At 65.6% G+C, this 25955-nt stretch carries 25 protein-coding genes; 11 read left to right on the forward strand and 14 right to left on the reverse strand.

The genetic code is table 11. The features are described 5' to 3' along the window. Positions 1-36: 36 nt before the first annotated feature. Genes HMPREF9440_RS00095 through mnmE form a run of 4 tightly spaced genes read right to left on the reverse strand, consistent with a single transcriptional unit; the run spans position 37 to position 4696 of the window. A complete protein-coding gene (locus HMPREF9440_RS00095) occupies positions 37-684 on the reverse strand; it encodes a MarC family protein (RefSeq protein ID WP_008540311.1) in 648 nt (215 codons plus the stop codon). Between the two features lie 29 nt (positions 685-713). Beyond that, complete coding sequence (gene rsmG / locus HMPREF9440_RS00100) at positions 714-1346, reverse strand: 16S rRNA (guanine(527)-N(7))-methyltransferase RsmG (protein ID WP_008540313.1); 633 nt, start codon at positions 1344-1346, stop codon at positions 714-716. Positions 1347-1359: 13 nt separating this feature from the next. Beyond that, positions 1360-3303: a tRNA uridine-5-carboxymethylaminomethyl(34) synthesis enzyme MnmG gene (gene mnmG / locus HMPREF9440_RS00105; protein WP_008540314.1), complete on the reverse strand. Its 1944-nt coding sequence runs from the start codon at positions 3301-3303 to the stop codon at positions 1360-1362. Between the two features lie 22 nt (positions 3304-3325). Further along, a complete protein-coding gene (gene mnmE, locus HMPREF9440_RS00110; RefSeq protein ID WP_008540315.1) occupies positions 3326-4696 on the reverse strand; it encodes a tRNA uridine-5-carboxymethylaminomethyl(34) synthesis GTPase MnmE in 1371 nt (456 codons plus the stop codon). Positions 4697-4784: 88 nt separating this feature from the next. Here mnmE and HMPREF9440_RS00115 point away from each other — a divergent pair, with 88 nt between their 5' ends. Beyond that, complete coding sequence (locus tag HMPREF9440_RS00115) at positions 4785-5090, forward strand: hypothetical protein (protein WP_008540316.1); 306 nt, start codon at positions 4785-4787, stop codon at positions 5088-5090. Positions 5091-5174: 84 nt separating this feature from the next. On the opposite strand, the gene yidC is transcribed toward HMPREF9440_RS00115, so the two are convergent. Genes yidC through rpmH form a run of 4 tightly spaced genes read right to left on the reverse strand, consistent with a single transcriptional unit; the run spans position 5175 to position 7813 of the window. After that, positions 5175-6863 carry a membrane protein insertase YidC gene (gene yidC / locus HMPREF9440_RS00120; RefSeq protein WP_008540317.1) on the reverse strand — a complete coding sequence of 563 codons (1689 nt, stop codon included), beginning with the start codon at positions 6861-6863 and terminating at the stop codon, positions 5175-5177. Positions 6864-6869: 6 nt separating this feature from the next. Then, positions 6870-7163 carry a membrane protein insertion efficiency factor YidD gene (gene yidD, locus HMPREF9440_RS00125; RefSeq protein WP_008540318.1) on the reverse strand — a complete coding sequence of 98 codons (294 nt, stop codon included), beginning with the start codon at positions 7161-7163 and terminating at the stop codon, positions 6870-6872. Then, on the reverse strand, positions 7163-7648 hold the full coding sequence (locus HMPREF9440_RS00130; RefSeq protein ID WP_008540319.1) for a ribonuclease P protein component: 486 nt from the start codon (positions 7646-7648) through the stop codon (positions 7163-7165). Before HMPREF9440_RS00130 ends, yidD begins: the two co-directional genes overlap by 1 nt. 24 nt (positions 7649-7672) lie before the next feature. After that, positions 7673-7813, reverse strand: coding sequence for a 50S ribosomal protein L34 (rpmH, locus tag HMPREF9440_RS00135; RefSeq protein WP_040763118.1), 141 nt, complete (start codon positions 7811-7813; stop codon positions 7673-7675). Between the two features lie 658 nt (positions 7814-8471). On the opposite strand from rpmH, the gene dnaA reads away from it, so the two are divergent. The 7 genes from dnaA (at position 8472) to HMPREF9440_RS00170 (ending at position 18638) form a co-directional block, all read left to right on the forward strand. Then, a complete protein-coding gene (dnaA, locus tag HMPREF9440_RS00140; protein WP_008540322.1) occupies positions 8472-9848 on the forward strand; it encodes a chromosomal replication initiator protein DnaA in 1377 nt (458 codons plus the stop codon). Positions 9849-9883: 35 nt separating this feature from the next. After that, positions 9884-11005, forward strand: coding sequence for a DNA polymerase III subunit beta (gene dnaN, locus HMPREF9440_RS00145; protein WP_008540324.1), 1122 nt, complete (start codon positions 9884-9886; stop codon positions 11003-11005). 34 nt (positions 11006-11039) lie between these two features. Next, on the forward strand, positions 11040-13589 hold the full coding sequence (locus HMPREF9440_RS00150; RefSeq protein WP_008540326.1) for a DNA gyrase subunit B: 2550 nt from the start codon (positions 11040-11042) through the stop codon (positions 13587-13589). A 72-nt stretch (positions 13590-13661) separates the two neighbouring features. Continuing rightward, positions 13662-14609, forward strand: a complete 948-nt coding sequence (locus tag HMPREF9440_RS00155) for a 5'-nucleotidase (protein WP_008540328.1) — start codon at positions 13662-13664, stop codon at positions 14607-14609. Then, positions 14606-16609 (forward strand): oxidoreductase, encoded by a 2004-nt coding sequence (locus HMPREF9440_RS00160; protein WP_008540330.1) that lies wholly within the window; start codon positions 14606-14608, stop codon positions 16607-16609. Before HMPREF9440_RS00155 ends, HMPREF9440_RS00160 begins: the two co-directional genes overlap by 4 nt. Positions 16610-17173: 564 nt before the next feature. Then, entirely contained in the window at positions 17174-17857 is a 684-nt protein-coding gene (locus HMPREF9440_RS00165) for a cyclic nucleotide-binding domain-containing protein (protein ID WP_040763119.1), read from the forward strand. Positions 17858-17984: 127 nt separating this feature from the next. Next, positions 17985-18638 carry a BON domain-containing protein gene (locus HMPREF9440_RS00170; protein ID WP_008540335.1) on the forward strand — a complete coding sequence of 218 codons (654 nt, stop codon included), beginning with the start codon at positions 17985-17987 and terminating at the stop codon, positions 18636-18638. Positions 18639-18721: 83 nt separating this feature from the next. On the opposite strand, the gene menA is transcribed toward HMPREF9440_RS00170, so the two are convergent. Genes menA through HMPREF9440_RS00185 form a run of 3 tightly spaced genes read right to left on the reverse strand, consistent with a single transcriptional unit; the run spans position 18722 to position 21356 of the window. After that, positions 18722-19675 (reverse strand): 1,4-dihydroxy-2-naphthoate octaprenyltransferase, encoded by a 954-nt coding sequence (gene menA / locus HMPREF9440_RS00175; RefSeq protein ID WP_008540336.1) that lies wholly within the window; start codon positions 19673-19675, stop codon positions 18722-18724. Further along, positions 19675-19983 carry a YbeD family protein gene (locus HMPREF9440_RS00180; protein WP_008540337.1) on the reverse strand — a complete coding sequence of 103 codons (309 nt, stop codon included), beginning with the start codon at positions 19981-19983 and terminating at the stop codon, positions 19675-19677. The genes menA and HMPREF9440_RS00180 overlap by 1 nt, the downstream gene beginning before the upstream one ends. Next, positions 19980-21356: a D-alanyl-D-alanine carboxypeptidase family protein gene (locus HMPREF9440_RS00185; RefSeq protein WP_008540338.1), complete on the reverse strand. Its 1377-nt coding sequence runs from the start codon at positions 21354-21356 to the stop codon at positions 19980-19982. Before HMPREF9440_RS00185 ends, HMPREF9440_RS00180 begins: the two co-directional genes overlap by 4 nt. Before the next feature lie 148 nt (positions 21357-21504). On the opposite strand from HMPREF9440_RS00185, the gene HMPREF9440_RS00190 reads away from it, so the two are divergent. Genes HMPREF9440_RS00190 through HMPREF9440_RS00200 form a run of 3 tightly spaced genes read left to right on the forward strand, consistent with a single transcriptional unit; the run spans position 21505 to position 23887 of the window. After that, entirely contained in the window at positions 21505-22350 is an 846-nt protein-coding gene (locus HMPREF9440_RS00190; protein WP_008540339.1) for a biotin--[acetyl-CoA-carboxylase] ligase, read from the forward strand. After that, positions 22347-23135 carry a type III pantothenate kinase gene (locus tag HMPREF9440_RS00195; protein WP_008540340.1) on the forward strand — a complete coding sequence of 263 codons (789 nt, stop codon included), beginning with the start codon at positions 22347-22349 and terminating at the stop codon, positions 23133-23135. The genes HMPREF9440_RS00190 and HMPREF9440_RS00195 overlap by 4 nt, the downstream gene beginning before the upstream one ends. Further along, positions 23132-23887 carry an SPOR domain-containing protein gene (locus HMPREF9440_RS00200; RefSeq protein WP_008540341.1) on the forward strand — a complete coding sequence of 252 codons (756 nt, stop codon included), beginning with the start codon at positions 23132-23134 and terminating at the stop codon, positions 23885-23887. Before HMPREF9440_RS00195 ends, HMPREF9440_RS00200 begins: the two co-directional genes overlap by 4 nt. On the opposite strand, the gene HMPREF9440_RS00205 is transcribed toward HMPREF9440_RS00200, so the two are convergent. From HMPREF9440_RS00205 to HMPREF9440_RS00215, 3 genes are read right to left on the reverse strand one after another with little or no spacing between them, the layout of a single operon-like run. After that, positions 23875-24312 (reverse strand): HIT family protein, encoded by a 438-nt coding sequence (locus HMPREF9440_RS00205; protein WP_008540343.1) that lies wholly within the window; start codon positions 24310-24312, stop codon positions 23875-23877. The genes HMPREF9440_RS00200 and HMPREF9440_RS00205 overlap by 13 nt on opposite strands. Positions 24313-24326: 14 nt before the next feature. Further along, positions 24327-24542 carry a hypothetical protein gene (locus tag HMPREF9440_RS00210; protein WP_008540344.1) on the reverse strand — a complete coding sequence of 72 codons (216 nt, stop codon included), beginning with the start codon at positions 24540-24542 and terminating at the stop codon, positions 24327-24329. Between the two features lie 3 nt (positions 24543-24545). Then, positions 24546-25949, reverse strand: coding sequence for a M20/M25/M40 family metallo-hydrolase (locus HMPREF9440_RS00215; protein WP_008540347.1), 1404 nt, complete (start codon positions 25947-25949; stop codon positions 24546-24548). Between the last annotated feature and the right edge of the window lie 6 nt (positions 25950-25955).

Below are 25955 nucleotides of genomic sequence, written 5' to 3' on the forward strand. Positions count from 1 at the left end.
AAGTTTAACAAAATGAGGCCCGATTTCTCCGGGATCTCAGGCGTTCAACGCCAGCCAAAGCTCCGAGAACCCCTGCCAGAAGACCGAAACGCCGAGGCAGATCAGGATGAAGGCGAAGATGCGCGCGAGCGCGTCGGCGCCCGCGGCCCCGACCGCGCGGCCCACGCGGTCGCTGTAGCGGTAGCAGAGCCAGATGACGACCACGGTGGCGAAGGTCGCGGCCACCGTGCCCGCGATGTTGGCGACGTTGTAGGGAAGACTCGTCCCCAGCGCGACCGACACGGCGATGGCGCCCGGGCCCGTGGTGAGGGGCAGCGTGAAGGGGTAGAAGGCCATGCTCTTCAACTTCACGCGGGAGAGGCTCTGCGGCGTCTGCTCGCTCCCATCGTGCGAGGGGGCGTTCAGGGCGCTCCAGCCCGCGGCGAAGAGCACGCACCCGCCCGCGCATCGGAGCACCCCCACGGAGATGCCGAAGAACCCGAGGATGAAGTGCCCCGCAAAGAGGCACACGAGCAGGATCACGACCGAATAGAGCGCGAGGCGGTTGGCGACGTAGGCGCGGTCGCGGTCGTTCAGATTTCCCGTCATCGCCGCGAAGAACATCGCGCCGCTGAAGGGGTTGATCACGGGGAGGAGAGTACTGAACGCGTAGATGAACGCGCTGACGAAAGCCGAGGATTCCACGGCGGACTCCGAAGTTTTGAGGCCGAGCGTCAGTCGGCGGGCGTAAGGACCACGAGGCAGCGCGCCTCGTCGAGTCCGGGTACTTCAAGCTTAATCGTTTTCAGGGCCCGGGCGTGTCCGGGAAGGTCCGCAAGTTCGTCCTCGGGGTGCACCGCCTTCATCGCGAGCCACTTCGTGTCTTCGTGGGCGAGGGACGCCGTGAGCGTCGTGAAGTCCTTCATCGTCGCAAAGGCGCGCGAGGTGATGACGTCGTAGGTGCCGGGAAGCTTCTCGACGCGGCTGTGCCGCGCGCGGAGATTCCGCAGGCCCAGTTCGATCGCCGCCTGGTTGATGAAGGCCGCCTTCTTGCCGACGGCGTCGACCGCCGTCACCTGAAGGTCCGGCCGGAAGACGGCGATCGGCACGGCGGGGAGCCCCCCGCCGCTTCCGACGTCGAGGACGGTCTTCGCGTCGGGGGCTTCCACGGCGATGTGGGGCACCATCGCCGCGCTGTCCAAAAGATGGTGCGTGAGCACCTCGTCCTCATGACGGATCGCGGTGAGGTTGTAGGTCTTGTTCCAGCGCAGAAGGAGCGCCGCATAGGCCGCGAGCTGCTCGATCTGACGGTCGGTGGGGGCGAGCCCGAGGCGGGTGAGCCCTTCCCTGAGCGCAACGGTATCCATGTGGCTTCTCCGGTCAGCCGTCCGAGCGGGCCGCCGGATCGCGGTCGCCCTTGCTGCGGACGTAGTAGTGGCGGTGCTTCAGGTGCACGAGCAGAAGCGTCACCGCCGCGGGGGTGACCCCCGAGATGCGGCTCGCGTGCCCGATCGTCTCGGGCTTGTGCGCCTTCAACTTTTGGCGGACCTCAAAGGAGAGCCCGCGCACGGCGTCGTAGTCCATGTCGGCCGGGATCGCGAGCGCTTCGTTCGCGCCCTGCTTCGCGATCTCGTCCTTCTGGCGCTCGATGTAGCCCGAGTACTTGACGTCGATTTCGACCTGCTCGCGCTCGGCGGGCGTGAGTTCTTCGACGTCGAGCACCTTCGTGCCGTCCGTGCGGGTGAGCGTCCCGAGGGCCTCGAGCGACACGTTCGGGCGCGCAAGGAGCGCGCGCAGGTTGTGCTCGCGCTCGATCGGCGCGCCCAAGACGCGCCCGGCTTCGTGCGCATCGATCACGCCCGGATGAATCCAGGTGCTCTTGAGGCTCTCCAACGTCTTCGCGACGGCTTCGCGCTTCTTCTCAAAGGCCGTCCACTGCTCTTCCGTGAGAAGCCCCAGCTCACGCGCAACGGGTGCCAGGCGCATGTCGGCGTTGTCTTCGCGAAGGCTCAGGCGGTATTCCGCGCGGCTCGTGAACATGCGGTAGGGCTCGGTGACGCCCTTCGTCGTCAAGTCGTCGACCATGACGCCCAGGTACGCCTCGTCGCGGCGCGGCACCCAGGCCTCTTCGCCACGCGCGGAGCGCGCCGCGTTGATCCCGGCCAGAAGCCCCTGCGCGGCGGCCTCTTCGTAGCCCGTCGTGCCGTTGATCTGACCCGCAAAGAAGAGCCCGGGCATCGCCTTCGTTTCGAGCGAGCGCATGAGCCCGCGCGGGTCGTAGTAGTCGTATTCGATCGCGTAGCCCGGGCGCAGCAGATGCGCGTGCTCCAGCCCCGGCATCATCCGCACCATGCGGAGCTGCACGTCGAAGGGAAGCGAGGTCGAAATGCCGTTCGGGTAGAACTCGTTCACGCGGAGGCCTTCGGGTTCCAGGAACACCTGGTGGCTGTCCTTATCGGCAAAGCGCTTCACCTTGTCTTCGATCGACGGGCAGTAGCGCGGCCCTACGCCCTGGATCACACCCGCGTACATGGGCGAGCGGTCGAGGTTCGCGAGGATGAGTTCGTGCATCTCCGGGGTCGTTCTCGTCACCCAGCATGGCATCTGCCGGGGATGTTCCGCGGCGGGCGTCCACGTGGAGAAGACCGGCACGGGGTCGAGGTCGCCCCACTGCTCCTCGCACTTGGTGAAGTCGATCGTGCGCCCGTCGATGCGCGCGGGCGTCCCGGTCTTCAAGCGCCCCTGCGGCATGCCGAGGTCCTTCAAGCGCTCGGCCAGGCGCACGCTCGCCGGGTCGCCCATGCGGCCCGCGGGATAGTGTTCGAGCCCGACGTGAACGAGGCCGTTCAGGAACGTCCCCGCCGTGATGACGACGGCGCGGGCGTGAAAGCGGATCCCGGTCTGGGTGACGACGCCGGCGGCGCGGCCATGCTCGACGATCAGGTCGTCGACCGCCTGGCCGAAAACGTCGAGGTTGGGCGTCGCTTCGATCCGCTCGCGCATCGCGGCGCGGTAGAGCTGACGGTCGATCTGCGCGCGCGTCGCGCGCACGGCCGGGCCCTTCGAGCCGTTCAGGATTCGGAACTGAATGCCGGAGGCGTCGGTGACGGCGGCCATGGCGCCGCCCATCGCGTCCAATTCCTTGACGAGGTGCCCCTTGCCGATCCCGCCGATCGACGGGTTGCAGGAGAGCTGTCCGATCGTGTCGAGATTGTGCGTGACGAGGAGCGTGCGGCGGCCCATGCGGGCCGAGGCGAGCGCGGCTTCGGCGCCGGCGTGGCCGCAGCCGACCACGATCACCTCATAGTGTTCGGGATAGTCCATTTCGTTGTCCGAGCCTTCGGCCTTACTTGCCGATGCAGAACTTGCTGAAGATCATGCCGAGCAGATCGTCCGGGGTCGTTTCACCCCGGATCTCACCCAGCGCCGAGCCCGCCAGACGGAGCTCTTCGGCAAGGAGCTCCATCATACAGAAGCCCGTACGCATGGCGAGCGCGGCTTCAAGGTGCGACTGCGCACGCCGCAGGCAGTCGAGATGGCGCTCGCGCGCCATGAAGAGCCCGTCGGTGCTCGCCGACATGCCGGCCGACTCCAGGAGCACGCGGCGCAGGTTCTCAAGCCCCGCGCCCGTGCGGGCGGAAATGAGGATTTCGTCCGGAAGGGGCGTGCGCGAGGGATCCGCCTCGTCCGCCTTGTTGGCGACGGTGACGAGGGGAACGCCGCGGCGCACCACCGACATGACGCGCTTCAAGACGTTTTCTTCGTCGACGATTCGCCCGGACGCGTCGACCAGGTGCAGAACGAGGTCAGCCTTCGAAGCCGCGTCCAACGTGCGTTCGATCCCCTTGGCTTCGACGGTGTCGGACGTTTCGCGGATCCCGGCGGTGTCGACGATGCGAAGCGGCACCCCTTCGATCGTCACCCAGTGTTCGATCTTGTCGCGGGTCGTCCCGGCGATGTCGGTGACGATGGCGACTTCTTCGCCCGCCAAGGCGTTCAGCAGGCTCGACTTCCCGACGTTGGGGCTCCCCACAAGCGCGACGGTGACGCCTTCGCGCAGCACGCTGCCGCGGCGCGCGGTGGCGAGAATCGTGCGGATGCGCTCAAGCAGCGCTTCAGTACGCTCGAAGATGCGGCCCTGCGCGAGGTTTTCGACTTCCTCTTCCGGGAAGTCGAGCGACGCTTCGACGTAGGCGCGCAGCTCATCCGTTTCGTCCGCGACGGCGTGAACGAGGTTCGAGAATTCGCCCGTCAGGGAGCGCGTCGCCGCGCTCACCGCGGATTCGCTCACCGCGTCGATCAGGTCGCTCACGGCTTCGGCCTGCGCGAGGTCCATGCGGCCGTTCAGGAACGCCCGCTTCGTGAATTCGCCGGGTTCGGCTAGACGCACGCCGAAGGCCGCGCACTTCTCCAAGACCGTGCGCGTGATCATGCGCATCAGCACCGGGCCCCCGTGCGCCTGGATTTCGAGCACCGACTCGCCCGTGTAGCTCGCGGGCGCGGGGAACCAGAGCACGATCGCGTGGTCCAGAAGGTTCCCCGACGCGTCCGTCACCGGCCAGAGGTGAGCGTGGCGGGGCTCTGCCCTACGCCCGGGAAAGAGCGCTTCGAGCATGCCGGCGGCGCGCTCGGGCGGCGCCGAGACGCGGACGATGCCGATGCCGCCTCGGCCCGCGGCCGTCGCGACGGCGACGATGGGATCAGTGTCGGAGTGCATAATCTTGGAATGTCCGTGCGCGGCGGAAGCGCCTTCCGGCCGCAACGCTTGAAACTACTTCTGCGGACCTCATTGTCCGGCCTAACGCATGTCTTTGCAAAACCCACGCCGCTCGGGCGGCGACTTCTTCGGGCCCGCACTGGCGGGCACCTGTCTCGCGGTCGTCATCTCCGTTCCGCTCGCCGCGTTCGCCGCGGCCGCCTTCGGCGACGACTACGACACGCGGGTGCTCATCTACGGCGGGTTCCTCGCCTGGGTCTGCGCGGGCGGCGTCTCGCTCTTCATGAAGACGCGCCGCGCGGAAAACCAACGGATGACGCCGGGGAGGATTCTCCTCTGGACGCTCTCCGTCTGGTGCTGGCCGCTTCTGCTTCTGGCCTCGCGCCGTAGCTGAAGAACCCGCCTCCCACGATGGCGAAAGACCGGAGTCATCCGTCGGGATGCTCCGGTCTTTGTCATTCGGCCTCTCGGCGCCGCCTTACTTCAGGTTGGAGGCGCGCTGGGCGGCGATGGTCTTGTTGATCCACCACTGCTGCGCGATCGAGAGCACGTTGTTCGTCAACCAGTAGAGCACGAGGCCCGAGGCGAAGACGAAGAACATGACCGAGAAGACCACCGGCATGATGTACATCATGCGGGCCTGAACCGGATCGGTGGGCTTCGGATTGAGGAAGATCTGCAGGAACATGGTGGCGGCCATCAGGGCGGGCAGCACGAACCAGGGGTCCGGCATCGCCAGGTCATGCACCCAGAGGATCCACTCGGAGCCGCGCAGCTCGACCGAGCCCTGCAGCACCCAGTAGAGGGCGAGGAACACCGGGATCTGCAGGAAGATCGGCAGGCACCCGCCCACCGGGTTGATCTTCTCGCGCTGATAGAGCTCCATCATCGCCTGGTTGAGGCGCTGCTTGTCGTCCTTGTACTTTTCCTGGATCGCCTTCATGCGCGGCGTCACTTCCTTCATGCGCGCCATCGAGCGGTAGCCGGCGGCGGAAATCGGGTAGAGGATCGCCTTGACGATGCAGGTGAGGAGCACGATCGCCCAGCCCCAGTTCCCGACGATGCCGTGCAGGAAGGAAAGGAGCCAGTAGATGGGCTTCGCAAGGAAGGTGAGCCAGCCGTAGTCGACGACGAGTTCAAGCCCCGGCGCGATCTGCTCGAGGCGCTCCTGCGCCTGCGGGCCAGCGTAGAGCTCGGCCTTGTCCGAGATCGTCTTCCCGGGTTCGACCGTCGGGAGCTTCACGAGCGTGCCGATCGAGTAGAGGTTCTTGTCGACGGCGTTGGCGTAGTTCTCACGCTTTTCGCCCTGTTCGGGAACCCAGGCGCTCACGAAGTGGTGCTGAATCATGGCGACCCAGCCGTTGTCCGTTTCGCCCTGATACGTCGCGCTCTTGTCGGCGATGTCCGCGTAGTCGATCTTCTGGAACTTTTCTTCGTTCGAGTAGACCGCCGCGCCCGTGAAGGTCGAGTACATGCTGCTTTCGCCTTCGGGCTTGCCGCCGTCGCGGGTGATCTGGTAGTAGATCGAGGGCGTCGCCGGAGTCTGGCCGACGTTTTCGATGTCGGTCTTCACTTCGACGCCGTAGTTGCCGCGCGTGAAGGAGAAGGTCTTCGTCACCTTGAGGCCGCCCTTGTCGGCTTCAAAGACGATGTCGAGCTTGTCGGCGTCCTTCATGTCGACGGCCTGGCTCACCAGACGGTATTCCGTGCGGTGGTTCGGATAGTCGCCGCCCACGAGCCCCGTCTGCGCGACGTAGGTGCGCGTCGGGGTCGTCTCGAAGAGGACGAGGTTGCCGAGATCCTCGGCGGGCTTGCGGCCCAGCACGAGCCCCGCGAGACCGACTTCGGTCCAGTCGGGCTGGCGCGGCATCATCAGCATTTCGGAGCGGACGATGCGCGCACCCTCGAGGTCGAACGTGACCTTCATGCGGTCGGTCGTGACCTCAACGGGCTTCACGGCCTTTTCCGCGGCGCTCTGCGTGGCGTTCACGGCCGCGACCGTCCCGGTCGAGGGGACTTCAGCCGGCGTCGTTTCGGCCGTCTGCTCGTGCGTGCTCGAATGGAAGACCGACTGGCCGCCCGTGTAGACCTGGTAGTTGTCCCACAGCATGAAGAGCGAGGCACCAAGAATCACCCAAAGCAGGGTGCGCTGGAAGTCTTTTCCCATAGGGCTCTATTGATGGTTGTTGTGTTGAGGGTGATCGGCGTCACGGCCTGAAGACCGTCCGCCGAACCATTGAAATCTTTCGGGCACCGGGTCCAACCCGCAGCCGCCCAGCGGATGACACCGCAGGATGCGCTTGAGGCCGAGCCAACCGCCGCGGACCGCGCCGAAGCGCTCGATCGCCTCCATCGCGTATGCGGAGCACGTCGGCACGTACCGGCATTCGCGTCCCACCCAGGGCGAGAGCGTCAGCTGGTAGAGCCGGATCGCACCCAAGAAGAGCGCCGCCAGAGGTGTGCGCATCACGATGGTACGTTATCGGCTTCGGCTTTGGGCGCCGCCGCGGGGGTCTTGCGCACCCGGCGGCAGATTTCGCCCATGAGCTTGTCGGCATCCGCACGGAGCGCGCGCTTGAGCGCACGGACCGCCGTGCGGTCCCCGGCCTGTGCGAGCGGCGTTTTGAGCCGCAGAGACACATCAAGCCCCAGTCCCCGCTGACCGAGCATGGTCAGGAGAGCCGGAGCTTGCATGCGCGCGGACTCCCGAAGGATCCGCTTGACGAGCGCGCGGTCGACCGCGCGCTTCGCGTTCTTCTTGCCGACGGTCACGCCGAAGCGGAGCTCACCAGGCGCCTCGGGGCGCCTCATGCACTGCGCGGAGAAGAAGACGGCATCCGAGCGGAACGTGTGTTCGTTGCGCGTACGGACGACAACCCCGAAGTCCGCCGTCTTGATCAGACGGAGACGTCGGGGGAACGTATGGCGCGTCTTCTTCCCGTCGCCGGACACGAGGGGTCTCCGGCCTTCGACGGATTAGAGGGCGAGAACGTGACGGCCCTTGGCGCGACGGCGGGCGAGCACGCGGCGGCCGCCCTTGGTGCGGCTGCGAACCAGGAAGCCGTGCGTACGGGCACGCTTGACCTTGGAAGGCTGGTAGGTACGTTTGGTAGCCATGATGGATCCTTGCTTGGTAAAAGAGGGCTCATCGCGCCAGGGGGCACGAATCGAGCGGAAATCAACAAATGCTGTGCGCGGCGGCGCCCTGGCGCTGCCCGGCGGCACGCATGAAATTTTCGTTAGCCCCGCTTTTCCGCTTCGGTCTCAGCGGACCAAATACGTCCATTCATCTGCGGCACGCGGCCTCGATCAACGAGAACTACGAAAAGTCCGATATTAGAACCCATCCCGTCAAGCGTTGTCAAACGATAGGCCCCACTTTTCGGACATCCCAAGGGTTCGGCGCCGGAAACGCTCTTCCCGGCGGCCTTCCGGCATACCAAATGTCGAAGATCCGTCGATCAAACCACAAGATGTGGGACGCCTCCGCGGTCAACCCCACCGCGAGTCTGTTGAAACAGGTCGTGCGTACGTGTTCACTCCATTAAAATCCTTTTATCCACAAGGAATAGTTTTCCATAAGAGGTTGTGGACAACCAGTCGCCGCACGGGTCTTCGGACGCGGAACGAAAACCCGGACGGACCGTCTTTTCAGGCCCCGTCCGCCCGAGGTTCCCGGGCTGCCGGGATGGGGACATGGAGCCCCGCACGATCAATCACTTACCGGCTAAAATAAGGGATTGACCTTTGCGCCTCCGCTTCTTTTCCGATCCCAATGCATGAATTCTGGACAGCCTGCCTGAACGAGCTCAAGACGCTCATCAAGCACACGCCTGGCATCTACAACACGTGGTTCGCCCCGCTCGAACCGGTGTCGTGGGATCCCGAGCATGCGAAGCTCGTGCTGGAGGCGCCGCTCCCGAAGCTCTCTTCGGTGAGGAGCAAGTACCTCGGCACTATCCAGACCGTCGCGACGCTCGTCAACAAGGGCGTGCGCGTGGAGGTCGTGATCAACGCGATCACGGACAAGGACCGTGAGGCGGCCGAAGCGGACGGCAAGAAAACCTCCTCCGTCACGGACGCGCAGGAGCGCCGCCGCGAAGAGACGGGGCTTCTCCCCGGGCTCACCTTCGAGAACTACGTCAACGGCAACGCGAACCAGCTTGCGGTCGCCGCGGCCGAGCACGTCGCGAGCACGGCCGGGTCGCAGTACAACCCGCTCTACATCTACGGCGGCGTCGGTCTCGGGAAGACCCACCTCATGCAGGCGATCGGGCACCGATACCTCGACCTTCATCCGAAGGCGCGCGTGCGCTGCATCTCGGCGCAGGACTTCATCAACGAATACACGACCGCCGTGCGCGAATCCGCGAGCAAGGGCGGTCCTCAGAGCCTGCAGCGCTTCGACGAGCGCTACAGCAACCTCGACCTTCTTCTGATCGACGACGTGCAGTCGCTTTCCGGGGCGAAGGGCTCGCAGGCGCAGTTCTTCCGCGCCTTTGAGGCGCTCGTTCCGCACAACAAGCAGCTCGTCATCACGTCGGACACGTACACCCGCGGCCTGAAGGACATCGAGCCGCGCCTCATCTCCCGGCTCTCGCAGGGTCTTTCCGTCGCGATCGAGCCGCCCGAATTCGAGATGAGGACGGCGATTCTTCTCAACAAGGCGAAGTCGATGGGGGTGGAACTTCCGGACGAAGTGGCGGCCTTCATCGCGAAGCGCCTCAAATCGAACGTCCGCGAACTCGAAGGCGCCCTCCAGCAGGTCGTCGCCTACCAGCAGTTCCAGCCCGCCGCCGACCGCGAGATCACGATCGACGTCGCCAAGCGGGTGCTGCGCGACCAGTTCACGGTCTCGAACACGATGATCACGATCGAGACGATTCAGAAGACCGTCGCCGACTACTACAAGATCAAAGTGGCGGACATGCACTCGAAGCGCCGTCCGGCGAACATCGCGCTCCCGAGACAGATCGCGATGTACCTCGCCAAGGAGCTCACGCAGCACAGCCTTCCCGAGATCGGCGCCAACTTCGGCGGGCGCGACCACACGACCGTGATGCACGCCGTGCGCAAGATCTCGCAGGAACGCATGGGCAACGCCGAGCTCAACCATGAGCTCCACGTGCTCGAACAGCTGATCCGCGGCTGACAACCCATTCAACTCATTCCTAGGAACCGAACGTCATGCAGCTTCTGCGCAGCAACTGCGAAACCATTCAAAAGCCCGTCAAGATCGTCTCGGGCATCGTCGAACGCAATTCCACCGTGCCGATCGTGAACAACATCATGATCGACGTGAAGGGCACGAACGCCGTCTTCACGACGACCGACCTCGACACGCAGGTCGTGACGAGCGCGCCGGTGGGCTTTTCGGATGAATCCGAAGGGTGCTTCACGGTCTCCGCGCAGAAGCTGGGCGACATCCTCTCGACGATCAAGGGTTCCGCCCCGGTGGAGCTGAGCGTCGAGGACGGCGTCGCGATGCTCGCGACAACGAACGGCCAGTTCCAGCTTCAGACGCTCCCCGCGGACGACTTCCCGTCGTTCGACGCCGTCGACTGGACGCGCGAAATCAAGATCTCCGCGAAGAAGCTCCGTCGCGTGCTCGCGCTGACGAGCTTCGCGATGGCGAACAAGGACATCCGCTACTTCCTGAACGGCGTCCTCATGGTGACCTCGGGCTCGACCGTGCGCTGCGTCGCCACCGACACGCACCGCCTCTCCTTCTGCGAGTGCGAACTGGAGGAAGGCCAGTTCTTCGAAGAACCCCACGACGCGATCATTCCGCGCAAGACCGTGCGCGAACTCCTCCGCATCCTCCCCGAGGACGACAGCGAAGTGCAGATCCGTTTCGGCGACATGCAGGTCGAATTCAGCTTCACGGACGTGACGTACCGCTCGAAGCTGGTCGACGGCAAGTTCCCCGACTACGAACGCGTGATGCCGACCTTTGAGTCGAACCCGTGCGTCATCCGCATCAACCGCGAAGAACTCATTTCGGCGCTGCGCCGCGCGCAGATCATGACGAACGAGAAGTTCAACGGCGTGCGCTGGCTTCTCTCCCGCGGCAACCTCCAGATCCAGGGCACGAACAACGAACAGGAAGAAGCGACGCAGGACATCGCGGTCGACTGGACGTGGGACGACCTCGACATGGGCTTCAACGTGCTCTACCTGATCGACGCGCTCTCGAACCTGAAGAACAACGAGGTGAGCTTTCACTTCGCGCAGACGCCGCGGAGCGTGCTCCTCACGATGCCCGAGACGACGGACTTCCGCTACGTCGTCATGCCGATGCGCATCTGACCGTCATCCTCGCGAACGAACGAATACCTGACCCATGACTGAAGCTGAAAACACCGTCACCGAAGCGACCGAGGCCGTCGAACAGACGTCCGAGGCGCCCGCCGAAGCCGCGTCGAGCTACAACGAATCGAGCATTCAGATTCTTGAAGGCCTTGAAGCGGTTCGCAAGCGTCCGGGCATGTACATCGGCGACACCGCCGACGGCTCCGGCCTGCACCACCTCGTCTACGAAGTCGTCGACAACTCGATCGACGAAGCGCTCGCGAAGTTCGCGAGCCACATCGAGGTCACCATCCATCAGGACGAATCGGTTTCGGTCGTCGACGACGGCCGCGGGATTCCCTCGGCGATCAAGTGGGACGACAAGCACGAACCGAAGCGAAGCGCCGCGGAAATCGCCCTGACCGAACTCCATGCCGGCGGCAAGTTCGACAACAACGGCTACAAGATTTCCGGGGGCCTGCACGGCGTGGGCGTCTCCTGCGTGAACGCGCTCTCGACGTGGTTGAACCTCACGGTCTGCCGCGACGGCGAAAAGCGCCGTCTGAGCTTCTCGCGCGGGAAGGTGGTGAATCCCATCATCGAAGAGCAGACGAACCCGAAGACGGGTGAGAAGACGCTCGTCTCGCCGATGGAGTTCGTCGGCAAGACCGACCGCCACGGGACGGAGGTGCACTTCCTCCCGGACCTCCAGATCTTCGAGCAGGTGACGACCTTCAGCTACGAGACGCTGCTCTCGCGCCTGCGTGAGCTCTCGTACCTCAATTCCGGCGTCGAAATCCTCCTGAAGGACATGCGCACGGAGCACGAGGCGCTTCTCAAAACGGAAAAGGGTCTCGTCGCCTACGTCGAATTCAAGAACCGCACGAGGAACGTCCTTCACCCGAAGATCTTCCACGCGCGCGAAACCGTGACGAGCAACGGCGTGCCGGTCGACGTCGAAATCGCCATGCAGTGGCAGGACGGGTACAACGAAGTCCTCGCGGCCTACACGAACAACATTCCGCAGCGCGACGGCGGCACGCACGTCACGGGGCTTCGCGCCGCGCTCACGCGCGTGCTGAAGAACTACATCGCGCAGAACGAACTCGCGAAGAAGGCGAAGGTCGACCCTGAAGGCGACGACATGCGCGAAGGCCTCACCTGCGTGCTCTCCGTCAAGGTCCCGCAACCCAAGTTCAGCTCCCAGACGAAGGACAAGCTCGTCTCGAGCGAAGTGCGTCCCGCGGTCGAAGAAGTCGTCGCCCGCGAGCTGGAGCTCTTCCTTGAGCGCAACCCCGAAGACGCGAAGATCATCTGCGAGAAGATCGTCTCCGCTGCGCGCGCCCGCGAAGCGGCCCGCAAGGCCCGCGACATGACGCGAAAGAGCGCCCTGGGCGGAAGCCTCCCCGGGAAGCTCGCCGACTGCCGCGAAAAGAACCCCGCCTACTCCGAACTCTTCCTGGTGGAAGGGGACTCGGCGGGCGGCTCCGCCAAGCAGGGGCGCGATTCGCAGTTCCAGGCGATTCTGCCTCTGCGAGGGAAGGTGCTGAACGTCGAGAAGGCCGCGACCGACAAGCTTCTGGACAGCGAGCAGATCCGAACGCTGACGCTCGCCTTGGGCGCCAACATCGGCAAGAACTTCGACATCGAGAAGCTCCGCTACCACCGCATCATCATCATGACCGACGCGGACGTCGACGGCGCGCACATCCGTACGCTCCTTCTGACGCTCTTCTACCGTCAGATGCCGCAGCTGATCGAAAACGGCTACGTCTACATCGCGCAGCCGCCCCTCTACAAGGTTCAGAAGAACCAGAAGGACAAGGGCGTGTTCCTCAAAGACGAAGCCGAGATGAACGAGTACCTGAAGCGCCTCTCGCTCGAAGGCGCCGCGCTCTACTCGACCGCGGCCGACATCGAAGAGGGCCGCGCGATCCGCGGCACGGCCCTCGAAGAGTTGGTCGACGAATACGTCGCGGTGCGCGACCTCATCTCGCGCTTGGGCAACGCGATGGACCGCGGCGTGCTGCTTGCGATCGCCGCCGGCACGACCGTCAACCTCGAGAACACCTTCGCCGCCGAAGAGAGCGCGAAGCGCCTCGAAGAGGACATGCGCGATCCGGACGTCAAGATCGAAGCGGTCTACGACGAGAACACCGAGAAGCACCTCCTGAAGATCCACCGCCGCCGTCACGGCAACACCAAGACGACGACGATCACGCCGGAATTCACGCGCTCCGCCGACTACGCGAAGCTCCAGGAAAGCGCCCACATGCTGAGCGGCGTGATCGGCGACGGCGCCGCGATCGAACGCGGCGGCGTGCGTCAGGGCGTGCGCAACTTCGCCGACGCCGTCAACTGGATCACGAAGCAGGCCGAAAAGGGCATCATCCGTCAGCGCTACAAAGGGTTGGGCGAAATGTCCGCCGAACAGCTCCGCGACACGACGATGCGCCCCGACATCCGCCGCATGCTCCGCGTGAGGATCGAGGACGCCGCCAACGCCGACGCCATCTTCTCGATGCTGATGGGCGACGTCGTCGAGCCGCGCCGCGACTTCATCGAATCGAACGCGCTCTTCGCGAGCAACATCGACGCCTGATGAACCCGGGACGGGGCCGGAATCGGCCCCGTCCGCGCCGGCCCTGAAGGTCCGTCGTAGGAGGACACAACGATGGTCACCCCCAACCCCAACGACCGCCTCGTCGTGGCGGTCTCCTCCCGGGCGCTCTTCGACCTTGAGGAAGAGCACCGTCTCTTTGAGGAACAGGGCTACGCGGCCTTCCGCGACTATCAGGTCGCGCACAAGGAGGATCCGCTCCCGCCGGGCGTCGCGTTTCCGTTCGTGAAGCGCCTTTTGGCGCTGAACGACCACTTCGGCGAAGAGAATCCCTTCCAGGTGGTCGTGCTCTCGCGGAATTCTCCCGAGAGCGCGCAGCGCATCTTTCACTCCTGCCGTCACTGGAACCTTCCCGTCACCTCCGGCGCCTTCACGTCGGGGCAGTCGACGTTTCCGTTCCTGCGCGCCTTCAACGTCTCGCTCTTTTTGTCGGCGAACCCGAAGAGCGTGAAGATGGCGATCGAGTCGGGGCTCCCCGGCGGGCTCGTGCTCCCCAACACCGTCGAGGACGTCGACGACCAGGATCCGTCGCTGCGCATCGCGTTCGACTTCGACGGCGTCATCATCGACGACGAGGCGGAGCGCGAGTACCAGAAGGAAGGCCTTGCGGGCTTTCATCAGTTGGAGAGGAGCAAAGCCGCGACGCCGCACGAACCGGGGCCCCTGCGCGGCCTCTTCGCGAAGCTCTCCCACTTCCAGCGCCTCGACTACGACCTCCACGGCCGCGACAACCCGTACTTCCATCCGGCGATCCGCATTTCGATCGTGACCGCACGCGGCTCGCAGAGCGCCGACCGTCTCGTCACCACGCTCAAGACCTTCGGGATGAGCGCAGCGGAACTCTTCCTTCTGGACGGCCTCGACAAGACGCCGATTCTGAACGCCATCCGCCCGCACATCTTCTTCGACGACCAGATGCGCCACCTCGAAGATACGAAGTCCGTCGTGCCGAGCGTGCTCGTGCCCTTCGGAATCCACAACGTGCCCGAGGCCGAAGAATGAGTTTCGACGCGCTCTTCGCGCCCTCTGCGGTCGGAGGGCGCACGCTCCCCAACCGCATCGTCGCCGCGCCGAGGTTCCTGAGACTCTCGCCCGAAGCGATGAGGGCGTGGTTTGCGCGGCGCCCCGGCGCCGGGATGTGCATCGTTCCGGGCGCCGCCCCGCACTTCACGGGGAAGGTCGAGAGCGCCGATCCGGTCCTGGGCGAGGCGTATCTGGAGGATTTCCGCGCCGTCGCCGAGACGATCCACGCCTCGGGGGCCCGCGCCGTGCTGCAGCTCTCGCACGCGGGGGCGGCCGCCGACCACCCGTTCGCCTTGGCCGCCTCGCCGATGTGGAACCCGCAGACGAAGCGCCGGGCCCACCGTGCGCCCGTGCTCGGTCTTCCGGCGATCTTCCACGCGTACGGCAGAAGCGCCTATCTGGCGGTCAAGGAAGCGGGCTACGACGGCGTCGAGATCGACGGCGGCGGCCTCTCGCTTCCCAACACGTTCTTCTCGGGCGTCATCAACAAGCGCCGCGACGGCTGGGGCCGGGACCGCACGAGGTTCGGCGTTGAATTGGTCGAGCGCGTGAGGAGCTATCTCGGTCCCACGCCCATCCTCGCCTTCAGGCTCTCCCTCATGGACTTCGATCCGGAGGGGCCCGCCTGGCACGAAATCCTCACCTACGCCCACGCGCTCGAAACCGCGGGGGTCAACTGCTTTTCCTTCGCCCTGGGGATCCGCCGCGGCGAAATCCCCGTGCAGAGCGCGATGACGCCGCCGGGGACGTGGATTCCGGTCATGGAGCAGTTCGCGAACGAACTGAAGAGCCCCGTCATCTTCTCGGGGCCGCTCCCGGCGCCCGAAGACCTTCACGAGCTTCTGGTGCGCCGCCCCGGCGCCCTCGTGGAGGTGGACCGCGAAACGACGGCGGACCCCGCCTGGTGCGCCCACGTGCGTGCGGACGAGCCCGTGCGGCCCTGCATGCGCTGCGCCGGAGGCTGTCCCGTTCACCGCCCCGACGAAGGTCTCCCTGCGTGTCCCTCGGACCCGGCCGCATTCATACCGGATTGGGAGAAGCCGCGGGCCTTCGCGTCCGGGAAGGACGTGATCGTGGTGGGAGGCGGCCCCGCCGGGATGAGCGCCGCACGCGCGGCGAGGCTGAGGGGCGCCCGCGTGCGCCTCATCGAAAAGCGCGCGCAGCTGGGCGGCGGCCTTCTCGCCGCCGCGAAGCTTCCCGGCCAGGAAGGCTGGGCGAAGCTCGCCCGCGACATGGCCGAAGAATTGGAGCGCCTCGGCGTCGAAGTGACGACGGGCGTTCAGGTCGATGCCGAGTGGATGATCCGCAAGCGCGTCGACGCCCACGTGATCCTGGCGGTGGGCGCGCGCCCGGTCATTCCCGACATTCCCGGTATCGACGGCCCCAACGTCCTCACGTACGAGGACCTGATGACGGACGGCGTCCCCGTGGGACGCCGCGTCGCCGTGCTGGGCGACACCTATGCCGGACGGGCCGTTTCGGCGATGCTGATCGCCCCGAACGGCAACATTTCACGTGAAGCGTGGCTGCGCGCCTGGGGAATCGGCTCTCCCGTGCGGCATCCCGGCGGGATGCTGGGGTTCGTTCCTCACATCGAGCTTCCGATGCGAAGCGTCACGCTCATCTCGGACCGCCCGGGCGGCGTGGGCGCTCAAATCCTCAACACGCCGCGCGCCTACGAGCTCCAGTGGCTCCGGATGAACGGCGTGCAGACCGTCGACGACGCGCGCTTCGACTCGATCGATCCCTACGCCATCCGCATCCGCGTGGGTGAGGACTCGAAGGAGCAGCACATCCTCCGCGTCGACCACATCGTCCTCGCGATGGGGTGCGAACCCAAAAAGGAGCTCGCCAACGCGCTCAGAGCGCTCGCCATACCGTTTGAAGGGGTGGACAGCCAGACCACCCCTCAGAACGCGTGGCGGGCCTCCTGGGCCCTCAGAAACGGTTTTGAAGCCGCGATGCGTCTCCCCGATTGAGCGCGGCACCGACCCGTACCCTCGAGCCCCTTGGGATTAAAAATCCATGTTATCTCATTGATAACCTTGAAAAATCCCAAAAATATCCCAACACAACCCACACGTCATGCACAGGTTCTTCACTTTTTCCGGTGGAGAACCTCCTCCTCTTCCTGCGCGTGAAGCGCGGAGCGCCCGGACCCTCGGGGAGCGCTTCTCCCCAGGGCCCCTCCAAGTTGTCCTCTCTATACTTCTTCTTCCTTTCTTTTAAAAGCAGTTAGTAGAATATAGGCGCGTCGATTTTTGTGGATAGCCCGCTCTTTCCCTTGCGCTTCAGTCGATTAGCCTGTGGACGACCCTGTTGACAAGTCGTTGTGAACGATGTGAAGAGCTGTGGACGGGTTGTGGATGAATTTCGGGCGAAAATCGCCTTCCCTTGAGTTGCCCACAATTTCATGAAGGAACAGAAAAGTTATTCACGAACCTTATGCACAGAAACGACAACTTTTTTGTTCATACCAAATGACCCCGCGTTTTGACTTCCTCCCTTGGTTTTCACCGAGGCTTTCCGTCTCATTGTCGAGAGTGCTCCAAGGGATCGGACACGTCGTGCGCGCGGTGCCGGGCGAGGTCGTCTACCGCTCGCCCGAGCTCTTTTCCGGGAAGCTCATGTTCGTGAAGCGCGGCTTCATCGTGAAGGCGATGATGTCGCCCCTGCACGAAGATCCCCTGCTCGTGAGTCTCTCGGGTCCGGGCGCGCTCTGCGGCGCCTACGAGGACCTCTACGTGAAGGACCGGATGCCGCGCCGGCACTGGTGCGCGACCTCCGCGGAGCTTCTCTGCGTGCACTCCGAACTGCTTCTGCGGATCTGCGACCAGAACCCCGAGTGGCAGAAGGAACTCCGGGGCTACGCCGCCTCCTGCGCCGTCTCCGACCGTCTCGCGATGGTGATCAACCAAACGGCGGGGTTGGAGGAGAGGAGCGCCGTCTTCGTGCTCCTCGTGGGACTCTCGACCGAAAGCGGCTTTCTCGATTCGATCGACAATCCGGGCGTGGAGTGGCTCTCGATTCCCGCGCTGCCCTCGCGCACGTCCGCCTCGCACGTCCTCGGCGCTTCGCGCGAACAGTTGGGGGTGGTGCTGCGGCGCTTCCTCGCGGAGGACGCCATCCGTCTGCGCGCGGGCCGCTGGTGGGTCAAAAAGTCCGCCTTCATGCCCTATTGGGAACGGCTTCGCCCCTTGATCGAATCCTCATCCGTAGCGCCTTGAAACGCTTCGGCGGTACCGGGCGTGCGCGAACCATGCGCGACCCGCGCCGTTTTGGCTACACTGAAAAGCATCACAACCATACCGAGAGAAGGCACCGGCCCGCTCCAACGGGCCGTGCCCCCAACCGATGAACACCATCAAGACTTCGAGCATCGCGCTTCTGTGCGCGGTGAGCGCCCTGGCGGCGACGGGCTGCGCCCCGATCCTCATCGGCGGCGCCGCGGTGGGCACCGCCACCGTGATGACCGACCGGCGCACGACGGGCAACATCGTGAGCGACGAAGTGATCGAAAAGCGCGTGCTCTATGAGATCACCCAGGCGCTCAACAACGACAAGCACCACATCACCGTGACGAGCTATGAGGGCCGCGTGCTCCTCACGGGCGAGGTCGGCTCCCCGGCGGACCGCCGCGCCGCGCAGCAGATCGCGAGCATTTCGTCGGACGTGAGAAGCGTCGTGAACGAGCTCGCCGTCATGGACGTCTCGTCCGTCGGCACGCGTCTGTCCGACTCGCTTCTCGCGACGAAGGTCCGCACCGCCATCATCGGCACCGACAAGGTGTCCCTGAACCAGATGAAGGTGACGGTCGACCGCGGCATCGTCTACCTGATGGGGGTCGTTACGTCGGAGGAAGCTCAGCGCACCGCCAAGCGCGCGAGCGAAGTCTCCGGCGTCGCCAAGGTGGTCACGGTCTTCAACATCGTGACGCAGGCCGAGATCGACCGCCGCATGAAGGACTTGAATTCGAGCTCCAAGGTCGACGCCTCCTCGGCGCAGTGACGCTTCGGACTCCGCCCTGAAAGAAAAGGCCGGGCTCCTCTTCGGAGCGTCGGCCTTTTCTTTCGTCGTCTTTCTCGGGTGCTTTATTTCAGCGAACTCACCGTGAGGTCGATGAGGATCGCGTGCATCGTGGCGCCCGCCATGAAAAAGAGCGAGAAGACGCTCAGCTGATAGATGCAGTCGAGCATCACCTTGTTGAGCTCCGCCCCTTTGAGCGACACCATGCGCTCGGGGAGGTGCATGCAGCTCGGGAAGGTGAGCATCACGAAGAAGTACGTCCAGTAGGACATTTCGATCAGCACCATCAGGCAGACGAGTCCGTACGGAATCATCAGGATCGCGGTGAAGAGCCGCTTGAAGTTCTCTTCGCCCATCACGACGGCGAGCGTTTTGCGGCCGATGCTCGCATCGTGCTCGCGGTCGCGGTAGTTGTTGACGCAGAGCACCGCGCTCGCGAAGCACCCGAGGGCGAGTCCCAGGAGCGCCGCGTTGATGCTGAGGCCCCCCGTCTGCAGGTAGTACGTGCCCCAGACGGACGTGATCCCGAAGGTGAGCAGCACGACGAGCTCTCCGAAGGGCGTGTAGGCGATGGGCTTGGGACCCCCCATGTAGCAGTAGGCCGCCAAAAGCGAAAGGACGCCCACCGCCGCGAAGATCCAGCCGCCGAACCAGACCAGCACCGCCGTGTTGAGGAGCGTGAGCACCGCCATCACCGCAATGGCGATCTTCGCCGTGCGGATCGAGATCCATCCCATGGCGGTCGCCCTGGGGAAGCCTTTGCGGTTGCCGGTCTCGGCCTTCCTCTGCGTGTAGCCGAGGTCGTTCTGCATGTTCGAGAGCGCCTGGAGCAGGATCGCGATCGAGATCGTGCAGAGGAAGATGAGCGGGTGAAAGACGTGGCGCTCGCTGTAGGCGAGCGCGATCGTCGCCAGCACCGGCATGATGGCGATCTGCCAGGTTTTCGGGCGAACGAACGCGAGCCAGGCCTTGATGAGGCCCGGGTACTCCATCTGTTCGCCGACGTAGGCCTTGTGCATCAGAGCACCACCTTCACGTCCGGGTGGCTCGTGCAGGCGCGGTACATCGCGTCCAACTGTTCGCGCGAACGCGCGAACACTTCGATCGAGACCGCCATGTACTTCTTCGTGCGCGAGTAGCCGACCTTCATGGTCGAGGCGTCGAAGTCGTCGAAGTGCGCCTTCGCGATCGAGGCGACCGTTTTGGGGAAGTCGTCCTTGGCGGCGCCCATGATCTTCATGGGGAACATCGTCGGATAGGTGATGAGGCTCTCCTGAACCTCAACGTCGGTCACGTCGGTCGTCCCGTTCTTCTTCTGTTCGGTCATTTGTTCTTCTCTCCCTCTTTCTTGTCGTTCCCGCCGGGAGCGTCTTCCGTCGGGGCGGCGTCGTCCCCGGCCGATGCGGTTTCTTCCGCCAGGTCGGCTTCGGCAGCCTCTGCGGCGCCCTTTTCAGGCGCGCCCGTTTCGGCGTCCTCGGAGAGCTCCGGTTCCGTGTTCGTTTCGGTGCGCCGTTCGGCGGGCGACGTCACGTTGCTCTTCTCGTACCAACCGAGCGCCAGCCGCATCTGGTCGGCCATCCGCGCCCAGAAGCTTCCCTGCGGGACGTCTTCCAGAAGCACGGCCGGCACCCTCGCCGCCTCTTCGCCGTTGAAGCTCACGCGGATGTCGCCCACGCGGTCGCCCCTGCGGAGCGGCGCCGTCAGGGGCGCTTCGTAGATCACTTCGACGCGAAGGCGCGAATTCGGGGCTTCCAAAAGGGGCGCACGTTCGACCGTGATCAGCACCTTGCGGTCGGTGCCGACCGCGACGTCCGGGGCAACGCCCTTCAGGACCGGCAGACGCGCGACGAGCGCGTCCGCGCCGTAGACGCCGACGGTCTCGTGGTTGCGGTAACCGTTGCCGAGCATCCCGAAGACCGTTTCGTCGAGATCCTCCGCGTCCTCGGCGCGCAGCATCACCGCCATCAGGCGGCGCACGTCGCCGTTGGCGCGCGGATTCTCAAAGAGCACGACGGCGTCCGCGGCCTGCTCGCCCACGCTCCGGAAGACCCCGGTGACGGCGTTGCTGCGCTCAAGGAGCGTGTTGGTGTTGGTCACCGTGCGCCCGGCCAGCTCCGCCGTCCTCGTCTTCGCCCAGGCGCGCACTTCCGGATGGTCCCGGAACAGCGCTTCGGCAAGGACCGCGAGGTCCGCCGCGCTCGTCGTCTGCGCGGCGTCCGGCGTCTCGAAAGGCGTCGTGAAGACGGTCCGGGTGAGCCCCAGGCGCTTCGCCTCCCGGTTCATCACCGCCGTGAAGGCGGCTTCGTCCGCGGAGAGCTTCGCCGTCAACGCACGCGCCGCCTCGTCGTCGCCGGACATGAGAAGCGCGCGCAGGAGCTCCTCAACGGTTGCACTCCTCGGGACGGTCTTCGTCTTCGCGCGGCGCCCGGTGCCTTCCGTCACCTTGGCCGGGGCGAGCTCCACCACGGCGGCGGGCTCGACGCCCTGCTCGCGCATCAGCGTCATCGACGCGTAGAGCGTCATCAGGGCGACGGTCGCCTGCGCGGGCACCGCTTGGGCGGCGTTTTCCGCGCTGATCGCCCGGCGGCTCTCCAAGTCGAGGAGCAGGCGCACGGCGTCCGCGGCGCGCACGGGCAGCGCCAGGGCGGCGGCCGTCAGTGCGGCGCAGAGGATCCGGCCGAGGAGTTGGGCGAAGTTCATGTGGCGGCGGTCGATGTCGCCGGCGGCACGGGGTCCCGGCGGGAGGTTTTGTGACACAATCCCCGAATGGATCGGTCGAAATTTGAAACCGAATATTTTAGCAAAAACAAGCACGGTTCCTGAAGAATCGTGTTCCCGGGAGAGGGACGTGGAGGAAAAGGATGGCGTGATCGGGGCGCTTCTCGACCGCAGGGCGGCCGAGGAGGGGCTCCGGCGCTTCGGCGCGGAAGTCGACTTCCGCTGGGAGACGGGCTCGACCAATGATGATCTCAAGGCCGCGGGGAAGCGGAGGGCCTTTGGCCACCCGGTGCTTCTCTCCGTCGCGCGGCAGTCCGCCGCGCGCGGCACCAGGGGGCGCCAATGGCGCCGCTTGGGCGACGCGCTCCTCTTTTCGCTGGGGCTCGCGCTCCCGCAGTTCGGGCACCGTGCGCCGGGGTTGATCTCGATCGCCGCGGGCGTCGCCGTCGTGCGGGTGCTGCGCGCGGCCGGGTTCGACGCGGCGCTCAAGTGGCCGAACGACATCTGGGTTTCGGGCGGCAAGGCGGGCGGCATTCTCTCCGAGATCGTTCGGGATGCCGAAGGGCGCGGTTCCGTCGTGGTGGGCGTGGGCCTGAACGTCACGCTCCCCGCGGACCACGCCGCCGTCACGACGAGCGGCTGGCGCATGAGCGCGCTCGCGGTGGGTGAGAAGTCTCCCTTTGAAAACGACCCCGCGCGCCGCACCGCGATGCTCACCGACATGGCCGCCGCGATGCTCACGGCCTTCCGCCGGGCGGAGGATGAGGGCGTCGAGACCGTTCTTCAGGACTTTCCGGATGCGGACGCCTTTGCGGGCCGCTCGGTTTTTTGGCAGGATGCCGGGAGCGGCATGCTCGCCGAAGGCGTCGACCGGGGAGTCGACGCCGATGGCCGCCTTCGGGTGGAAACCGAAGAGGGCGAGCTTCTTTTGGGCGGGGGAACCTCCCTCGTCAATGCCGCTGGAGGTTGGATGTGACGGTTCTTCTCGTTGATTTGGGCAATACGGCCCTCAAGTGGAGCGTGTTGGGTTCCGAAGAGGAACCGAAGACCGTCGTGCACCGCGCGCAGAGCCACTTCAAAAAGGATCTCTACGCCGCGTGGCTCGCCTTGAATCCCACGCGTGTCGTCGGCAGCACGGTGGCCGCCCCCGCGCTCGCCTTCTCCGCGACGAAGTTCTTCAACGACCACCGCATTCCCTGGGAATGGGTGCGTCCGCAGAAGGTCTTCGAGTCGGACGAGGTGGTGCTCGAAAACCGCTACGCCAACCCGATGCAGCTGGGTGCGGACCGCTGGCACGCCGCCCTGGGCGCCGTCCATGCGGCGCAGGGCGAATCCCTTCTGGTCGTGCACACCGGGACGGCGACGACGGTCGACTCGATCGAGATGACCGCACCCGGCCGCTACGCCTTTGCGGGCGGTCGCATCGCGCCCGGCATCACGCTCATGCAGAAGGGCCTTTTCGAAGGCATCCCGACTTTGCCCGACGCGATGGGCGAGGCGACGGATCTGCCGAAATCGACGGCGGACGCCGTCGCGACCGGGCTGATCGACGCCCAGGTGGGGCTCATCGTGCGCGCGAAGCACGTCTTCGAGCGCACGGCCGGCAGGCCCGTCCGCGTCATCATGGCCGGGGGCGCGGCCGCGTACCTTGCGCCGCACCTGCGCCAGGAGGTTCCGGACCTCCTCGTTCACCACAATCTCGTGCTGCGCGGCCTTGCGGCGCGCGCCGCCCAAAAGGAAGAGAAGGAAAACCACCGATGAGGCACGTCGTTCCGATCACGCTGACCGTTCTTGCCGCCGCCCTCTGGGGCGTCGTCTGGACCGGCGCCCGCGCGCCCGCCCCGGGGAACGTGCCCGAGCGGGTGGAGGCGTCGCTTGCGGGCTTCGCGCTCTCCTCGCCCGTCAAGGTGGAGAGCATCCGCCGCGAGCAGCCGACCTACGCCGCCTCGGAAGCGGGTCAAGAAACTCAGACGGCTGAAACGGCTGAAACGGCTGAAGCGGCCGAAACCGTTCCCGCTGCGGCGGAAGCGGCGCCCGAACCTCAGGCGGCCCTTGAAGACGCGGCCTGCCTCGAATGGGGGCCCGTCGGCATGACGGATCTGCAGCGCGTGCGTCCGGCCATTCAGGAGATCGGTTGGGTCGACCGCATGCGCATGCTGAGCGTGCCCGAACACTTCGCCGCCTGGTCGGGCCCCTACAAAGATGAAGAGGCGGCCCGAAAGGCCGCCTCACAGATGGCTTCGCGCGGCTGCGCCGACGCGGTGCCGGTCTTCGTTCGCCGCGAAGGCTGGGGCGTTCGCCTCGGCACCTTCCCGTCGGCAGCCGACGCGTCCGCGTGGCTCCTGGAAGCCGCGCCCCGCTGCCGGATCACGAGTCCGGCGGTTCGCCACGAGCGGCCTGAGGCCGACGCCGTGCGGCTCGTCTTCCAGCCGCTCACGCCGGACGAAAACGCCAAGGTCCGCGGGGCGCTCTCGACGCTCGGCCGTCCGCAGGTCTGTCCTCAGTTCGACTGATCGACCGCGCTCAGAATCTCCGGGAGCTTTCGTGCCAGCCGCGCCGAAGCCTCCCGGCGCTCACGAATCAAAGCTTCCGGCACCTCGCGCCGCACGGGCTCCCAGGGGCACGCGGGGAAGCGGTCGTCGTCCGCCCAGCGCGCCGTCAGATGCCAGTGCACGTGCGGCACCATGTTGCCAAACTGCGCCCAGTTCACCTTGTCGCAGCGCATCTCGGCGCGCATCGCCTCTTCCAGGGCTTCCAAAAGCTTCCACATTTGGGCGCGCACTTCCCGAGAGAGGTCCGTCACCTCGCGCACGTGCTCACGCGCGATGAGGCGGAAGTAGCAGGGAAAGACGTCGTCCGAGACGTTGAGAAGCGCAAAGTGCCGCCCCCGCCAAACGTAGGCTTCGGGCGGGAGCGCGCAAAGCGGGCATTCGCTCATGGTGGATTCCCTCTTCAGTCGATCAGCCGGATCACGCCGTCGTCGTCTTCGACGATGTCGTAATCCCACTTCTTGTTGCCGGCCATGTCCTCCAACCAGGCGCGCGTCGGCACGTCGAGTTCGTCCAGCATGGCGTTGATGTAGCGCTCGGCCTCAAAGGGCGTGGCGAAGTTGTCGACTTCGCCGTCCGCCCATTCGACGATGACCTGCGTGACCAAATCGCGGCGCATCGGCTACTCCTCCTCAGGAACGGCATCGAGCACCGACGCGACCGCACAGGTGAGCTTCGTGAGGTACTCGAGCGAGACGCTCTCGTCGGGCGCGTGCGCGTTGTCTTCGGTCCCCAGTACGCCCGTGCAGAGGAAGGGGCAGGGGCCGAAGGCCTTGGCGAACTTCGGCAGGATCCCGATGGTCGCACCGTCGAAGACGTCTTCCGCCGTTTCGCGGAAGAGTTCTTCGCTCGCCTTCGACCAGGCGGCGTCCAACCACTCGGCGCCTGCAGGCGCTTCAAACCCAGGCTCCGCATGAAGGTTTGCGACCGTGACCTTCGCTTTCGAGGGCACGTTGGTCGTGACGAGCGCGACCGCGTCTTCCGCCGCCTTCTGCGCGTCGACGCCGGGCGGAATGCGGAAGGAGAGCTTCAGCGTCGTCGAGGGACGGATGAGCGCCCCGGCTTCCTTGACGGGCGGGAGCCCTTCCGCCCCGAGAATCGAGAGCGTCGGCTGCCAGCCGTTTTTAAGGAGCAGCTCCAAAGGATCGAAGCTTCGGGGTTCGGTCTCGCCCGCCCAGGGGAAGCGTTTCCAGAGGTCCTCGCCCGAGAGTTCCGCCAAGCGCCGCAGCGCCGGCATGTGGCGGGTGGGCTCCGGCACGTGCATGCTCGCGACCTTCACGCGGCCCGTCGCCGGGTCTTCGAGGCGGTCGAGGAGCGTGCGCATCACGGCAAAGGACGACGGCACGATGCCGCTCGTCACGCCCGAGTGCACGCCCGACTCGAGCACTTCGACCTTCAGGGTGAACGTGACGACGCCGCGCAGGCTCTGCGTGCGCCAGAGGCGCGTCTTGTCCTGAATGCCGAGGTCGAGCACGGTGAGGACCGACGGGCGCCCGGCGCGCTTCGAGAGTTCCGGGAGATAGTGCGGGAGGTCGCCCGAGCCCGACTCTTCGCGGGTTTCAAAGACGCCCATGATGCGCGGGCGCTTCCGGCCCGCCTCATCCATCGCGCGCGCCGCGGTGAGCGCGGCGTAGAAGCTGTAGCCGTCGTCCGCGGTGCCGCGGCCGTAAAGCCGCCCGTCCCTCAGCACCGGCTCGAAGGGTGCGAGCCCCTCGCTCCATTCACCCGCTTCGGGCTGTTTGTCGAAGTGCCCGTAAAAGAGCGCGGGACGGCCCGGGCGCGTCCCGGGAATGTCGACCCAGAGGACGGGCGTGACGCCCGGGGCCGAGAGAATCTCAAAGGTCCCTTCGGGGAAGCGCACCTTGGCCCAGCGCGCAGCGTCTTCGAGCGCGCGCAGCAGGACCCCGTTCTGCTCCCAGTCTGGATCGAAGTCCGGGCTCTTTGCGGGAAGCCGGACGAATTCGGCGAGCGCCTCCAAGGCGTCGCCCTGCCAGGCTTCCTCAATCTTTCTGAAAACGTTCCGCATGACTGC

Source organism: Sutterella parvirubra YIT 11816 (assembly GCF_000250875.1).
Lineage (GTDB): Bacteria > Pseudomonadota > Gammaproteobacteria > Burkholderiales > Burkholderiaceae_F > Sutterella > Sutterella parvirubra.

Excerpts from the sequence above, each read along its gene's own strand:
- rsmG (WP_008540313.1), bottom strand. The coding sequence starts at position 1,346 with ATGGATACCGTTGCGCTCAGGGAAGGGCTCACCCGCCTCGGGCTCGCC.
- mnmG (WP_008540314.1), bottom strand. The coding sequence starts at position 3,303 with ATGGACTATCCCGAACACTATGAGGTGATCGTGGTCGGCTGCGGCCAC.
- mnmE (WP_008540315.1), bottom strand. The coding sequence starts at position 4,696 with ATGCACTCCGACACTGATCCCATCGTCGCCGTCGCGACGGCCGCGGGC.
- HMPREF9440_RS00115 (WP_008540316.1), top strand. The coding sequence starts at position 4,785 with ATGTCTTTGCAAAACCCACGCCGCTCGGGCGGCGACTTCTTCGGGCCC.
- yidC (WP_008540317.1), bottom strand. The coding sequence starts at position 6,863 with ATGGGAAAAGACTTCCAGCGCACCCTGCTTTGGGTGATTCTTGGTGCC.
- yidD (WP_008540318.1), bottom strand. The coding sequence starts at position 7,163 with ATGCGCACACCTCTGGCGGCGCTCTTCTTGGGTGCGATCCGGCTCTAC.
- rpmH (WP_040763118.1), bottom strand. The coding sequence starts at position 7,813 with ATGGCTACCAAACGTACCTACCAGCCTTCCAAGGTCAAGCGTGCCCGT.
- dnaA (WP_008540322.1), top strand. The coding sequence starts at position 8,472 with ATGCATGAATTCTGGACAGCCTGCCTGAACGAGCTCAAGACGCTCATC.
- dnaN (WP_008540324.1), top strand. The coding sequence starts at position 9,884 with ATGCAGCTTCTGCGCAGCAACTGCGAAACCATTCAAAAGCCCGTCAAG.
- HMPREF9440_RS00150 (WP_008540326.1), top strand. The coding sequence starts at position 11,040 with ATGACTGAAGCTGAAAACACCGTCACCGAAGCGACCGAGGCCGTCGAA.
- HMPREF9440_RS00155 (WP_008540328.1), top strand. The coding sequence starts at position 13,662 with ATGGTCACCCCCAACCCCAACGACCGCCTCGTCGTGGCGGTCTCCTCC.
- HMPREF9440_RS00160 (WP_008540330.1), top strand. The coding sequence starts at position 14,606 with ATGAGTTTCGACGCGCTCTTCGCGCCCTCTGCGGTCGGAGGGCGCACG.
- HMPREF9440_RS00170 (WP_008540335.1), top strand. The coding sequence starts at position 17,985 with ATGAACACCATCAAGACTTCGAGCATCGCGCTTCTGTGCGCGGTGAGC.
- menA (WP_008540336.1), bottom strand. The coding sequence starts at position 19,675 with ATGCACAAGGCCTACGTCGGCGAACAGATGGAGTACCCGGGCCTCATC.
- HMPREF9440_RS00180 (WP_008540337.1), bottom strand. The coding sequence starts at position 19,983 with ATGACCGAACAGAAGAAGAACGGGACGACCGACGTGACCGACGTTGAG.
- HMPREF9440_RS00185 (WP_008540338.1), bottom strand. The coding sequence starts at position 21,356 with ATGAACTTCGCCCAACTCCTCGGCCGGATCCTCTGCGCCGCACTGACG.
- HMPREF9440_RS00200 (WP_008540341.1), top strand. The coding sequence starts at position 23,132 with ATGAGGCACGTCGTTCCGATCACGCTGACCGTTCTTGCCGCCGCCCTC.
- HMPREF9440_RS00205 (WP_008540343.1), bottom strand. The coding sequence starts at position 24,312 with ATGAGCGAATGCCCGCTTTGCGCGCTCCCGCCCGAAGCCTACGTTTGG.
- HMPREF9440_RS00210 (WP_008540344.1), bottom strand. The coding sequence starts at position 24,542 with ATGCGCCGCGATTTGGTCACGCAGGTCATCGTCGAATGGGCGGACGGC.
- HMPREF9440_RS00215 (WP_008540347.1), bottom strand. The coding sequence starts at position 25,949 with ATGCGGAACGTTTTCAGAAAGATTGAGGAAGCCTGGCAGGGCGACGCC.